The sequence below is a fragment of the Prauserella flavalba genome (assembly GCF_003202235.1).
GTDB lineage: Bacteria > Actinomycetota > Actinomycetes > Mycobacteriales > Pseudonocardiaceae > Prauserella_A > Prauserella_A flavalba.
Map to the genome: position 1 here is coordinate 476204 of NZ_MASU01000006.1, position 13621 is coordinate 489824.

12 protein-coding genes are annotated in these 13621 nt (G+C 72.2%); 8 read left to right on the forward strand and 4 right to left on the reverse strand.

The features are described from left to right. Window positions 1–49: 49 nt before the first annotated feature. The 7 genes from glgP (at window position 50) to BA062_RS18350 (ending at window position 9091) form a co-directional block, all read left to right on the forward strand. Window positions 50–2605, forward strand: a complete 2556-nt coding sequence (glgP, locus tag BA062_RS18320; protein WP_110338219.1) for an alpha-glucan family phosphorylase — start codon at window positions 50–52, stop codon at window positions 2603–2605. A 39-nt stretch (window positions 2606–2644) separates the two neighbouring features. Continuing rightward, on the forward strand, window positions 2645–3460 hold the full coding sequence (locus tag BA062_RS18325) for an ABC transporter ATP-binding protein (protein WP_110338221.1): 816 nt from the start codon (window positions 2645–2647) through the stop codon (window positions 3458–3460). Window positions 3461–3495: 35 nt separating this feature from the next. Beyond that, window positions 3496–4275 carry an enoyl-CoA hydratase/isomerase family protein gene (locus BA062_RS18330; RefSeq protein ID WP_110338223.1) on the forward strand — a complete coding sequence of 260 codons (780 nt, stop codon included), beginning with the start codon at window positions 3496–3498 and terminating at the stop codon, window positions 4273–4275. Window position 4276: 1 nt separating this feature from the next. Continuing rightward, a complete protein-coding gene (locus tag BA062_RS18335) occupies window positions 4277–5254 on the forward strand; it encodes a class I SAM-dependent methyltransferase (protein WP_110338225.1) in 978 nt (325 codons plus the stop codon). Next, a complete protein-coding gene (locus tag BA062_RS18340; RefSeq protein WP_110338227.1) occupies window positions 5255–6430 on the forward strand; it encodes a class I SAM-dependent methyltransferase in 1176 nt (391 codons plus the stop codon). It begins immediately after the preceding gene. A gap of 232 nt (window positions 6431–6662) precedes the next feature. Continuing rightward, window positions 6663–8249, forward strand: coding sequence for an alkaline phosphatase D family protein (locus BA062_RS18345; RefSeq protein ID WP_110338379.1), 1587 nt, complete (start codon window positions 6663–6665; stop codon window positions 8247–8249). Then, window positions 8249–9091 (forward strand): polysaccharide lyase family protein, encoded by an 843-nt coding sequence (locus BA062_RS18350; RefSeq protein ID WP_110338229.1) that lies wholly within the window; start codon window positions 8249–8251, stop codon window positions 9089–9091. Before BA062_RS18345 ends, BA062_RS18350 begins: the two co-directional genes overlap by 1 nt. Here the strand turns inward: BA062_RS18350 and BA062_RS18355 are convergent. The 4 genes from BA062_RS18355 to BA062_RS18370 form a co-directional block, all read right to left on the reverse strand. After that, window positions 9088–9567, reverse strand: a complete 480-nt coding sequence (locus tag BA062_RS18355) for a SixA phosphatase family protein (protein ID WP_210406913.1) — start codon at window positions 9565–9567, stop codon at window positions 9088–9090. The two genes, BA062_RS18350 and BA062_RS18355, sit on opposite strands and share 4 nt — an antisense overlap. 67 nt (window positions 9568–9634) lie before the next feature. Then, window positions 9635–10411, reverse strand: coding sequence for an ABC transporter permease (locus BA062_RS18360; RefSeq protein WP_110338234.1), 777 nt, complete (start codon window positions 10409–10411; stop codon window positions 9635–9637). Continuing rightward, the gene (locus tag BA062_RS18365) at window positions 10408–11415 is read right to left on the reverse strand and encodes an ATP-binding cassette domain-containing protein (protein ID WP_110338236.1); all 1008 of its coding nucleotides are present in this window, start codon (window positions 11413–11415) and stop codon (window positions 10408–10410) included. The genes BA062_RS18360 and BA062_RS18365 overlap by 4 nt, the downstream gene beginning before the upstream one ends. A 166-nt stretch (window positions 11416–11581) precedes the next feature. After that, window positions 11582–12283 (reverse strand): PadR family transcriptional regulator, encoded by a 702-nt coding sequence (locus BA062_RS18370; protein WP_110338238.1) that lies wholly within the window; start codon window positions 12281–12283, stop codon window positions 11582–11584. Window positions 12284–12427: 144 nt separating this feature from the next. On the opposite strand from BA062_RS18370, the gene BA062_RS18375 reads away from it, so the two are divergent. Then, window positions 12428–13621, forward strand: coding sequence for a cytochrome P450 family protein (locus BA062_RS18375; RefSeq protein ID WP_110338240.1), 1194 nt, complete (start codon window positions 12428–12430; stop codon window positions 13619–13621).

Below are 13621 nucleotides of genomic sequence, written 5' to 3' on the forward strand. Positions count from 1 at the left end.
ACCGCCACCCCCCGTGGTGGCGCTGCGCGCCCCTGTGTTCAATCGACCCATGAGAGCAGTCCGCCGGTTCACGGTGCACGCACGCGTGCCTGATCAGCTGACGGGCCTGACGGCGCTGGCGACCAACCTGCGCTGGACATGGCATCCGCCGACCCGCGACCTGTTCGCCTCGATGGACGACGCCCTGTTCCGGCGCATCCGCGACCCGCTGCGGATGCTCACCGAGATCCCGGCGGCGCGCCTGGAGGAGCTCGCCGCCGACGCGGACTTCCTCGCCAGGACGAGGGACGCGATCGACGACCTGGAGCGCTATCTCACCGAGCCGCGCTGGTACCAGCGCAGGGCCGCCGAGGACGCGAACGGGCACCGGGCGCCGGACGCCATCGCCTACTTCTCGATGGAGTTCGGCGTGCACGAGGCGCTGCCGAACTACTCGGGCGGCCTCGGCGTGCTCGCGGGCGACCACCTCAAGGCCGCCTCCGACCTCGGCGTGCCGATGATCGGCGTCGGACCGCTCTACCGGGCGGGCTACTTCCGCCAGTCGCTGTCGCTCGACGGCTGGCAGATCGAGCACTACCCGGTGATCGACCCGAGCGGGCTGCCGCTGGAGCCGCTCACCGAGCCGTCCGGCGAGCCCGTGGTGGTGCACGTCGCGATGCCCGGCGGCCGGGAGCTGCACGCCCAGATCTGGAAGGCGAGCGTCGGCCGGGTGCCGCTGCTGCTGCTCGACACCGACGTCGAGGGCAACGACGAGGACCTGCGCGGCGTCACCGACCGGCTCTACGGCGGCGACGCCAACCACCGCATCCGGCAGGAGATCCTCGCCGGCATCGGCGGGATGCGCGCGGTGCGCCGCTACTGCGAGCTGACCGGGCACCCGCAGCCCGAGGTGTTCCACACCAACGAGGGCCACGCCGGGTTCCTCGGCCTCGAGCGGGCGCGCGAGATCCTCGCCGACGGGCGGCTGAGCTTCGACGAGGCGCTCTCGACGGTGCGCGCGGGCACGGTGTTCACCACACACACCCCGGTGTCGGCCGGGATCGACCGGTTCCCCGTCGACCTGGTGCAGCACTACTTCGGCGACGGCCGGCTGCTGCCGAACGTCGATCCCCGGCGCGTGCTGGCGCTGGGCGCCGAGGACAACCCCGGCATGTTCAACATGGCGCACATGGGCCTGCGGCTGGCCCAGCGTGCCAACGGCGTCTCGGCGCTGCACGGCCGGGTGTCGCGGCGCATGTTCGCGAACCTGTGGCCCGGCTTCGACGCCGACGAGGTGCCGATCAGCTCGGTGACCAACGGCGTGCACGGGCCGACGTGGGTGGCCAGGGAGATGAGCGCGCTGCTCGGCGGCAGCGACGAGGAGTGGGGTCACGACGGGCACGGCTCCGGCATCGACGAGTCGGTGACCGACGAGCAGCTGTGGGAGCTGCGCCGGGAGCTGCGCAGCAACCTCGTCGCCGAGGTGCGCCGCCGCGCGCGCGACGCGTGGCTGCAGCGGGGCGCGTCGGCGTTGGAGCTGGGCTGGACCGAGCGCATCTTCGACCCGGACGTGCTGACGGTCGGCTTCGCCCGGCGGGTGCCCACGTACAAGCGGCTCACGCTGATGCTGCGCGACCCCGAGCGGCTGCGGGCGCTGCTGCTGGACGACGAGCGGCCCATCCAGATCGTGGTGGCGGGCAAGTCCCATCCGGCCGACGAGGGCGGCAAGGCGCTCATCCAGCAGATCGTGCGCTTCGTGGACGACCCGGCGGTGCGGGAGCGGATCGTGTTCCTGCCCGACTACGGCATGTCGATGGCGCGCTACCTGTACCGGGGCTGTGACGTGTGGTTGAACAACCCGACCCGGCCGCTGGAGGCGTGCGGCACGTCGGGCATGAAGGCCGCCCTCAACGGCTGTCTCAACCTCTCCATCCGCGACGGCTGGTGGGACGAGTACTACGACGGCAGCAACGGCTGGGCCATCCCCACCGCGGACGGCGTCACCGACCCGCTGCTGCGCGACGACCTGGAGGCCGACGCGCTGTACGACCTGCTCGGCCAGCAGATCGCGCCGCTGTTCTACGACCGCGACGCCACCGGCGTGCCCAAGGGCTGGATGTCCATGATCTGGCACACCCTGCGCACGCTGGGCCCCCGCGTGCAGGCGTCGCGGATGGTGCGCGAGTACGTCGAGTCGTACTACCTGCCCGCGGCGACGATGGTGGCCGAGGCGAGCCGGGACGGCTACGCGGCCTCCCGCGCGTTCGCCGGGTACCGCACGCGCCTGGACCTCGCGTGGAACCGGGTGCGCGTGCTCGACACCGAGCTGGTGGTGGAGGGCGCCGACGCGCTCGTGGTCGGCGGGGACGTGCGCGTGCGCGCCGGGGTCGACCTCGCCGGGCTCGACGAGTCCGAAGTGGACGTCCAGGCCGTGGTGGGCCGGGTCGGGGACACCGACGACCTGGAGGACGTGGTGACCGTGCCGATGCGGCCCGCTGGCCGTGGTGTGTTCGATGCCACGTTGCGGTTGCCGCACGCGGGCGCGCTGGGCTACACGGTGCGTGTGCTGCCGAAACATCGCCTGCTCGCCAGCCCCGCCGAGCTGGGAAAGGTCGTCCTCGCGTGACGCGGGGCCGTGCGAGCGGGGCGTGGTGAGTCGGTGACAATGGCCCACGTGAACTCGGTGCAGGAGAACCTCGACGATCTCGTCGTCCACCTGTCGGGCGTCGAGGTGCGGCGCGGCGGCAACAAGCTGCTCGCCGACCTCGACTGGTCGGTGGAGCTCGACGAACGCTGGGTGGTGCTCGGGCCCAACGGCGCGGGCAAGACGACGCTGCTGAAGCTGGCCGCCGCGGAGCTGCACCCGACGGGCGGCACGGTCCACGTGCTCGGCGAGCGCCTCGGCCGCGTCGACGTCTTCGAGCTGCGGCCCCGCATCGGGTTCACCTCCGCCGCGATCAACGGGCGCGTCCCGCCCGAGGAGAAGGTCCGCGACGTCGTGGTCAGCGCGGGCTATGCCGTGCTCGGCCGCTGGCGCGAGGCCTACGACTCGCTCGACACCGACCGGGCCGACGAGCTGCTGGGCGCGCTGGGCATCGGCCACCTCGCGAGCCGGATGTACGGCACGCTGTCGGAGGGCGAGCGCAAGCGCACGCTGATCGCCAGGTCACTGATGACCGACCCGGAGCTGCTGCTGCTCGACGAGCCCGCCGCGGGCCTCGACCTCGGTGGCCGTGAGGACCTGGTGGCGCGGCTGTCGACGCTCGCGTTCGACCCGGACGCCCCCGCGATGGTGCTGGTGACCCACCACGTCGAGGAGATCCCGCCGGGCTTCACGCACGCGCTGCTGCTCGCCGAGGGCCGCGCGGTGGCGGCCGGCCTGCTCGACGACGTGCTGACCAGCGAGAACCTGTCCGCGACGTTCGGGCAGGACCTGCTTCTGGAACGCTCGGGTGATCGCTTCTTCGCCCGGCGCCGGTAACGTGCGGTGAACACCTAGCAGTCAAGGAGGATGGCGTGGGCGAGTTCGTACGTCTCGAGGTCGAAGCGGGGGTCGGCACGATCCGGCTCGACCGTCCGCCGGTCAACGCACTGAACTACCAGGTGCAGGCGGAGCTCAGGGAGGCCGCCGAGGAGGCCGCCGACCGCAGCGACGTCCGCGCCGTGATCCTCTACGGCGGGGAGAAGACCTTCGCGGGCGGCGCGGACATCAAGGAGATGGCCGCCAAGTCCTACGTGGAGATCTCGAAGTTCGGCGCCGAGCTGACGGCCTCGCTGACCGTGATCGCCGAGCTGCCGAAGCCCACCGTCGCCGCCATCACCGGCTACGCGCTCGGTGGCGGGCTGGAGCTGGCGCTCACCGCCGACCGCCGCGTGATCGGCGACAACGTGAAGGTGGGCCAGCCCGAGATCCAGCTCGGCATCATCCCCGGCGGGGGCGGCACGCAGCGGCTGACCCGGCTGATCGGCCCGAGCAAGACCAAGGACCTCATCTACACCGGCCGGTTCGTGAAGGCCGAGGAGGCGCTGGCGATCGGGCTCGTCGACGAGGTCGTGGCCCCCGACGACGTCTACGCGGCGGCGCACAAGTGGGCCGCGCAGTTCGTGAACGGTCCCGCCGTGGCGCTCAAGGCCGCCAAGGCCGCCATCGACGGCGGGCTCGACCAGGACCTGCGCAACGGGCTCAAGCTGGAGACCCAGCTGTTCACCGCCCTGTGGGCCACCGAGGACCAGACCGCGGGGATGCGGTCGTTCATCGAGAACGGTCCGGGCAAGGCCACGTTCGAAGGGAAGTGACGTGACGGACGTGATCGACCCGGCGCCGAACCCGCACGCCAGCGCCGAGGAAGTGCGTGCCGCCTACGCCGACCCGAAGCTCGCCAACGTGCTCTACCACGACTGGGAGGCGGGCACCTACGACGAGAAGTGGTCGATCTCCTACGACGAGCGCTGCATCTCGTACGCGACGGACGTGTTCAACGCGGTCGCCGGTGAGCAGGGCCAGCCCTACCCGACGGCGATGGAGCTGGGCAGCGGCACCGGTTTCTTCCTGCTGAACCTCATGCAGGGCGGCGTGATCAAGAAGGGCTCGGTCACCGACCTCTCGCCCGGCATGGTCCAGGTGGCGCTGCGCAACGCCGAGAAGCTGGGCCTCGACGTGGACGGCCGGGTCGCCGACGCCGAGCGGATCCCCTACGACGACAACAGCTTCGACCTCGTCGTCGGGCACGCCGTGCTGCACCACATCCCGGACGTGCAGGCCGCGTTCCGCGAGGTGCTGCGGGTGCTCAAGCCGGGAGGGCGGTTCGTCTTCGCCGGGGAGCCGACCAGGATCGGCGACTTCTACGCGCGCAAGCTCGGGCAGCTGACGTGGTGGCTCACCACCAACGTCACGAAGCTGCCCGCGCTGCGGGAGTGGCGGCGGCCGCAGGAGGAGCTCGACGAGTCCTCCCGCGCGGCGGCGCTCGAGGCCGTGGTGGACCTGCACACGTTCGACCCCTCCGAGCTGGAGCGCACGGCGCTCGGCGCGGGCGCGGTGGACGTCAAGGCCGTGACCGACGAGTTCAGCGCGGCGCTCGTGGGCTGGCCGGTGCGCACGTTCGAGGCGGCCGTCCCACAGGAGAAGCTCACCGTGCGCTGGCGGCTTTTCGCCTACCACCTGTGGCTCCGGCTGTCCGCAGTGGACAAGAAGCTGCTGTCGAAGGTGCTGCCGCGCGAGCTGTTCTACAACGTGATGATCACCGGCACCAAGCCGGCCGCCCCGACGGAACTGTAGTTGCCGTACGCCTTCTCGCTCGATGACGTCGCCTTTCTGCGATCGGCGCGGGGCGAGAAGGCGCTCGCGGCGTGTGCCGGGCTGCCGCTGACCGACGCGAGCCGGATCGCCGACGTCGGCACGGCGCGGCGCCTCGTCGGTGATCGTTACGCCGCCGCGCTGGAGACCGTGGTGTTGCGGCGCAAGGCCGTGACCAAGCTCGCGGGTGCGGACGAGTGGCTGTTCACTGGCGACGCCCTGCAGCAGGCGAGCGCCGCGCCGGTCGCGGCGTACCGGGCACGCAGGCTCGCCGGGCGCGACGTGCACGACGTGACGTGCTCGATCGGCGCCGACCTGGTGGAGCTCGCCGGTCGTGCCGCCCGGTGTGTCGGGTCCGATGTGGACGCTGTCCGGCTCGCGATGGCCGCGCACAACTGTGAGCGCGCCGGCGTGTCGCCGCTGCTGGTGCGGGCCGACGCGCTGCGGCCGGTGACGAGGGACTGCGTGGTGGTGGCCGATCCGGCTCGCCGGGACTCCTCGGGACGCAGGACGTGGCGGCCGGAGGACTTCGTCCCCGCGCTCGACGACCTCGCGACCACGTACGCGCGCCGGGACCTGGTGGTCAAGTGCGCGCCCGGCATCGAGCGCGCCGCCGTGCCGTGGGCGCGCGAGGTGGAGCTGATCTCGCTCGACGGCCAGGTGCGGGAGGCGTGCCTGTGGAGCGAGGGACTCGCCACGGCGGCGCGCCGGGCCACCGCGCTGCGCTCAGACGGGACACAGTGGACGGTCACCGACTCGGATCCCGACGACGTCGCGGTGGGAGAGCCGGGGGAGTGGATCGTCGACCCGGACGGTGCCGTGGTGCGAGCGGGGCTCGTGCGGCACTACGGGGCGCGGCACGGCCTGTGGCAGCTCGACGAGCGGATCGCCTACCTCACCGGCGACACGCCGCCGCCGGGTGTGCGGGCGTTCCGGGTGCTGGAGTTCGGCAACTACAGCGAGAAGGGCCTGCGGGCGACGCTGCGCAGGCACGACGTCGGCCGCGTCGAGATCCTCGTGCGCGGCCTCGACGTCGACCCCAACGCGCTGCGCCGCAGGCTCAAGCCCAAGGGTTCCGCGGAGGCGAGCGTGATCCTCACCCGCATCGGCCGCACCCCCACGGCGTTCCTCTGCCGAGCGGAACGCATCCCCGCCTGACGCTCGCGAGTCGTGCGTTCCCGCGCGCGAGTTGTGCGTTCCCGCGCGCGAGTTGTGCGTTCCCACTCGCGGACCGCGCGGTCCGGCGCATTGGAGTGCACAACTCGGCGTCCTGAGTGCACGACTCGCGGTCTGGAGCGTACGACTCGCGGTCGGGAGTGCACGACTCGCGGCCCACGGGGGTTCTCCTGCGCTTCACCTCCTGCTCATGATCGTCGGCAAGGCTGGCGCCATGTCCGACGACGACAGAGCGGGTCTTGACAGGCGGTCCTTCCTCGGCCTCACCGGGGTCAGCGCGGCGGCATTGGTGCTGGGCACCGGAACGTCCGCCTCCGCGGCTCCCGGCGGGGAGGGCCGGGTGCCCGGCGACCCGTTCGGACTCGGTGTCGCGTCGGGGGATCCCGAGCCCGACGGCGTCGTGCTGTGGACCCGGCTCGCCCCGGAGCCCCTCGCCGGGGACGGGCACGGCGGCATGCCGCTGCGGCCGGTCACCGTCGAGTACGAGGTGGCCGAGGACGAACGGTTCCGCCGCGTGGTCCGCAGAGGCAGGGCGCTCGCGTCGGCGGAGCTGGCCCACTCGGTGCACCCCGAGGTGCGCGGGCTGCGGCCGGGCCGCGAGTACTTCTACCGCTTCCGCGCGGGCGGGTACCTCAGTCCGGCCGGCCGCACCCGCACCGCGCCCGCGCCGCACCAGCGCGGCGGCACGCTGTCGCTCGCGCTCGCGTCGTGCCAGGCGTGGTACCACGGGCACTTCACGGCCTACCGCCACCTCGCCGCCGACGACCCGGACCTGGTGTTCTTCCTCGGCGACTACATCTACGAGTACGCGATCAACGCGGGAAACCTGTGGCGCCAGGGCGTTTCCGTCGGTCCCGTGCACGATGCCGAGACGCAGACGCTCGAGCAGTACCGCCTTCGCTACGCGCTGTTCAAGAGCGACCCGCACCTGCGCGCGGCACACGCCCGCGCGCCGTGGATCGTCACTTGGGACGACCACGAGGTGCAGAACAACTACGCCGACGCCCACTCCCAGTACGGCATCTCACCGGAGGACTTCGAACGCAGGCGCGCCGTGGCGTACCGCGCGTACTACGAGAACCTGCCGCTGCGCAGGACGTCGCTGCCGAGCGGCCCCGACATGCGGCTCTACCGCAGGACGCCGTGGGGCACACTCGCCGACTTCCATGTGCTCGACACCCGGCAGTACCGCGACAACGTGCCCTCCGACACGACGGCAGGCGGTGAGCACACCGACCCGCGCCGCTCGATCCTCGGCGAGGCACAGGAAGGCTGGCTGCTCGACGGGCTGCGCCGCTCGCGCGCGACGTGGAACGTGCTCGCGCAGCAGGTGGTGATGGCACAGATCGACCGCGACACCGGGCCCGGCCGGACGTTCAGCATGGACCAGTGGGACGGTTTCACCGCGAGCCGCGACCGCGTGCTCGGTGCCGTCCAGCGTGAAGGCGTGGACAACCTGGTGGTGTTCACCGGCGACATCCACCGGCACGTGGCCGCGGAGCTGAAGGCCGACTTCGCCGACCCTTCCTCGCGGACGATCGGGACCGAGCTGGTGACCGGGTCGATCGGCTCCGACGGCGACGGGGCACCCACCGACGGCTACACCGGCCTGTGGCTGTCCAATCCCCACGTCCGGTTCTACGACGGCCGCAGGGGCTACGTGCACTGCCGGCTCGACGCGACGCGGCTGACGTCGGAGTTCAAGGTCGTGGACTACATCGAACGTGACGACGCGGCGGCCGTCTCCACCGTCGCGCGCTTCGTCACCGAGGCCGGCAACCCCGGCCTGCGGGAGGCGTGATGAACACCTTGGTGAAACCCGTGCAGCGGCTCACGGCGACCACGGGCATCGGCTGGATCGAGCTGGCGTGGGCGGCGCGGTCGTACCGGCCGCTCGTCGACCATTTCGCCGTCTACGGCTCGCCGGACGCGGCGTTCCAACCGGGACCGGAGACGTTGCTCGGCAAGACGGTGTACGGCCGGTTCCGGCACGCCGAGCTCGGCCCCACCGGGCGCACGTGGCACTACCGCGTGGCGACGGTGGACGCGGCAGGCGACCGCAGCAGGCCGTCGGCGCTGCTGCGGGCGACGTCGGCGGAGTCGGTGACCGTGCGCGGGCGGCCGGTGGCCGTGATCGGCTCCTTCGACAGCAAGAGTCTGGAGCTCGCCCTCGCACCCGCGGGCTATCAGCAGTACTCCAGCCGCTTCCCGGACGGCGCCGACTACGTCGTCGGCGCCAGCAGCCCGTCGGCCGACTGGCCGTACCTGCACCCGGGCCCCGCCGACCGGTGGGCCGGCAGCAAGGCGCACACGTTCCGGTTGCGGTTCCGGCTGGAGGGCGTGCCCGCGCGGGACCTCGTGCTCGCGGTGTGGCTCATCGACACCCACGCCAGCATCCCCGGCTCGCTCGCGGTGTCCTGCAACGGCAGCGCGGTGGCGGACGTCGAGCTGGAGAAGGGTGCGACGAAGGGCTCGCTGCAGGGCGACGCGACGCTGCCCGGCAACCCGCTGCGGCCGTCCATTGTGGAGCTTCTGATCCCGGTGTCCGCGCTCCGGGTGGGGGACAACGTGCTGACGCTCGGCAAGCACGCGGGTTCCTGGCACGCCTACGACGCGCTGGGCGTCTTCGAGCCGGCCGATTAGCCGCGGGGCTTGGCGACGTCGTCGAGGCTGGCCCACCCGGGCCGCACGTCGGTCCAGTCGCCCGTGCCGGAGAGCACGGCGATCGCGGACGTCTTGAGCGTGCAGCCGCGATCGGCGAGTGTCGAGACGAAGTCCTCCAGGCCGGGGTTGTGGCCGATGAACAGCACGGTGTGCGCGTCACCCGGCAGCTCGCGGGCGATGCGGGTGAGCGTGTCGGCCGAGGCGCCGTAGAGCCTGCCGTCGTGGCTGACCTCCGGTGAGCCGCCCAGCTCCCGCCGCACGAGGTGCCAGGTCTGGCGGGCGCGCTTGGCGGTGGAGCACAGCACGAGGTCGAACGCGGGCACGTGTGCCCGCAGCCAGCGGCCCGCGGCGGGGGCGTCGCGGCGCCCGCGCTCGGCGAGCGGGCGTTGGTCGTCGGCGACGCCGTAGGGCCAGTCCGACTTGGCGTGCCTGAGGATCACGAGTTCTCGTCGCACACCCCCATCCTGCCCCCAAGGCCACCTTTGTTGCGTTCAACGCAACAAAGGTGGCCTTGGGGAGCGATCAGCTGGCTCGCTGGTAGGTGCGGAACGCGCGGGTGGCGAGCCAGCCCATCAGCAGGGCCAGTGCGAGGAGCAGGCCAGCGCGCCATGCCACCACGCCCCAGTCCGGGTCGGCCGTCAGCGCCTCCCGGCTGGCGACGGCGGCCCAGTCGACGGGGTTGAACCGCGCGACCTCGGCCACCCAGCCCGGCAGCAGCGCGGGCGCCATCATCACCGACGACAGGAACGCCAGCGGCAGGGTCAGGAACTGCGACACCCCGATCAGCGCCTCCTGCTGGCGCGTGAGCAGCGCCAGCGCGTCCGACAGCGCCGCGAAGACTACGGCGAGCAGGACCGTGCACGCCAGCACCGCGAGGATCCCGGTCACGCCGCCGGAGTAGCGCGCACCGGCCAGCAGCCCGACGCCGAAGACGATCAGCGACTGGATGACGGTGACGATGCCCTGGTGTACCAGCGAGCCGGTGATGAGCGAGCCGCGGCTCAGCGGCGAGGTGAGGTTGCGGTCCAGCACGCCGCGTTCCGCGTCGTCGATGAACGTGGTGCCGCTCCAGCCCGCCGACATCATCGCCGTCATCACGATCACGCCCGGCGTCAGGTACTCGAGGTAGGAGTCCACGCCGAAGCCCGGCAGCTCGGCGACCTTCGAGAACAGCTGCCCGAACAGCAGCAGCCAGACCATCGGCTGCACCAGGGTGAACAGCAGGTACGCGGGCTGGCGGGACAGCGTGCGCAGCGAGCGCAGCGTGAGCAGCCCGGTGTGCGTGGCGAACGTGGTCACACCAGCACCCCCTCGGCCCGGTCGGCCTCACGGAACGCGCGGCCCGCGTGGCGCAGGTAGACGTCGTCGAGCGACGGTCTCGCCATCGTGATCGCCGCCGGTTCCACCCCGGCCGCGTCGAGTGCGGCGAGCACGCCGGGCAGCGCGGCGGCTCCGTTGCCGACGCGGGCGCGCAGCACGCCGCCCTCGACGGTCACGTCCGCGACGCCCGGCACCGCGCCCACGGCGTGCCGGGCACGGTGCCCGGCGCCGTCGGCGTCCCCGCCGGCCAGTTCCACCTGCACGCTGTCGCCGCGCAGTTCGTTCTTGAGCTGCTCGGGGCTGCCCTCGGCGACAACACTGCCCGCGTCGACGATCACGAGCCGGGCCGCGAGCCGGTCGGCCTCCTCGAGATAGTGGGTGGTGAGCAGCACCGTCAGCCCGTCGCCGGCCGCGAGCCGGTCGATCTCGGCCCACAGGTCCGCGCGCGCCTCGGGGTCGAGGCCGGTGGTGGGCTCGTCGAGGAACAGCACGCGGGGCCGGTGGACGAGCCCCATCGCGACGTCGAGCTTGCGCTGCATCCCGCCGGACCACGTGCCTGCCAGGCGGTCGGCGGCGTCGCCGAGCCCGAAGCGCGTGAGCAGGCCGCGGGCCCGCTCGCGCGCGTCGTGGCGGGAGAGGCCGTACACGCGCCCGGACAGCACGAGGTTCTCCCTGCCGGTCGCCATCGGGTCGAACGCCGGCTTCTGCGACACGTAACCGATCGCGCGCCGCACCCGCGCCGGCTCGCGCCGCACGTCGACTCCGGCGACGCTCGCGGTGCCGGAGTCCGGTCTCGACAGGGTGCTGAGGATGCGGACCGTCGTGGACTTGCCCGCCCCGTTGGGGCCGAGCAGTCCGAACACGACCCCGGTGGGCACGGCGAAGCTCACGCCGTCGAGTGCGCGGACGGCTTTCCCGCCGCGGCCGTAGGTCTTGCCGAGGTTCACGGCCTCGATGGCCGTGGCGGATCTTGCGGTGGGCATGGTGGTGCTCCTTCTCCGATGTGGATGGAAGGAGCCGGGCCTCGCTCGGCCGCGTTACCCTGACGAGTGCGGGCACGCTGGGAACGGCGGTCTTTCGCGAGAGCGCCGGACTCCGGTGTGTCGAGGGGTTCCGGCCGTGGTGTTGCCGCACCGTGGCCGGAGCCCCTCAGCCCTGTTCGGGCCGCTGGGTGTCACTCAGTTCGCTCAGCCAGCTCAGTTCCTCCTTGAACTCCTCGGCGAGGAGCTGCTCGACGGCCTCGGGCGAGTGGCCTTCCCCGCGCAGCTCGTGCATCCGCCGCCACAGGGCGACGCCCTCGAAGGTGCCGGCCCGCAGCTCGTCCAGCAGCGCGCTCACGAACTCGATCTCCGTGCGCAGCAGTGCGTACTTGAACTCGGCCTCGATCAGGAACAGCCGGGGGAAGTTCGCGGGCGCGCTCGCGGTGCCGTGGTCGTAGGCCAGCCGCTGCTCCCGCAGGGACCGCAGCCGGGTCTCCAGCAGCGTGACCACCTCGTCCGGCCCGAAGATCGGCATGAGCGACAGCGCCGCCTCGAACTGCGTGAACTCCTTGACGGGGCGGGCGAGCAGGTCGCTGAGCCAGTCGGTCATCTCGGTGGTGCCGGCTTCGGTGATCTCGTAGACGGTGCGCTCGGGCCTGCGGCCCTCGCGGACGGTCTCCCGCGCCGTGATCAGGCCGCGCTTCTGCAGGGACTCGACCACGGAGTACAGCGACCCGTAGTTGAGCTTGATGCTGTCCTCCTTGCGCCGTTCGCGCAGGGTGCTAGACATCTCGTACGGGTGCATCGGGCGCTCGTACAGCAGGCCCAGCACGGCCAGTGCCAGCGGGTTCGCGCGAGTGCGGCCTGCCATCGCCACTCCAGATCAAGTGCTCGTGTCCGATTACTCGATCCAGAGTACTCCGTGGCGATGGAGAAGGCCAGAGGTCCTACGCGGGCATCGTGCGATACTCTCGACATTCAGATGATTAGAACATCCGAAATGAGGTGCGCGTCGATGACCAGTGCCGTTCCCGAGATCAGCCTCGCCGACCCCGCGGTGATCACGGACCCCTTCGCCGCCTACGCACCCGTGAGGGAGCGCTCGGCGGTGGCGCGGCTGACCGTGCCCGGGCTCGCCCCGATGTGGGGTGTGCTGCGGCACGCGGAGGCGAGGGCGATGCTCGGCGATCCCCGGTTCGAGCTGAGCGAGGAGACCTTCGCCCTGCGGCCCGACGTGCCCGAGGACTGCAAGCCGTACCTGCGGACGATGCAGGAGATGGAGGGCGCCGAGCACGCGCGCCTGCGCAGGCTCGTCGCGCCCGCGTTCACCGCCCGCCGCGCCCAGAGCTTCCGGCCGCCTATCGAGCGGATCGTCGACGGGCTGCTCGACGAGCTGACCGGCCACGCCGGGACCGGCTCGGTGGACCTGCTGCGGCACTTCGCGCGGCCGCTGCCGATGGACGTGATCTGCGAGCTGGTCGGCATTCCCGGCGCCGACCGGCCCCGCTGGCGCGAGTACGGCAGCGCGGTGGCCGCCGGGGCCGGCGAGGAGTTCGGCACGGCGATCCCGGGGATCATCGAGGGCGCGCGTGAGGCCGTCGCCGCCCGGCGCGCCGAGCCCGCCGACGACCTCATCGGCGACCTGATCAGGGCGCAGGCCGAGGACGGCGACCGGCTCAGCGACGTCGAGCTGGTCACTCTCGTGTGGAGTGTCGTGCTCGGCGGGCAGACGCCCACCAACCTGATCGCCAACTGCGTGGCCACGCTGCTCGCCAACCCCGGCCAGCTGGCCCTGCTGCGCGAGAACCCGGCGCTGCTGCCCGGTGCCGTCGAGGAGCTGACCCGCTGGTGCGGACCTCAGCTGCTGACGATGCCACGCTTCGCGCGCGAGGACACCGAGCTCGCCGGCGTGCCGGTGGGCAAGGGCGACTCGGTGACGGTGGTGCTCGCGTCGGTGAACCGCGATCCGCGCGTCTTCGCCGACCCCGGCACGCTCGACGTCACGCGTGCCGGGAACGGGCCGGGGCACCTCGGCTACGCGCACGGGCCGCATTTCTGCCTCGGTGCCGCGCTCGCGCGGGTGCAGACCGAGGTGGCGCTGGCGGCACTGCTGCGCCGGTTCCCTGCGCTGGCGGCGGCGGGCGAGGCGCCGCGCATGCCCGACCCCGGCACGTGGCGGCTCACCGCATTGCCCGTCACGCTCGGTTGA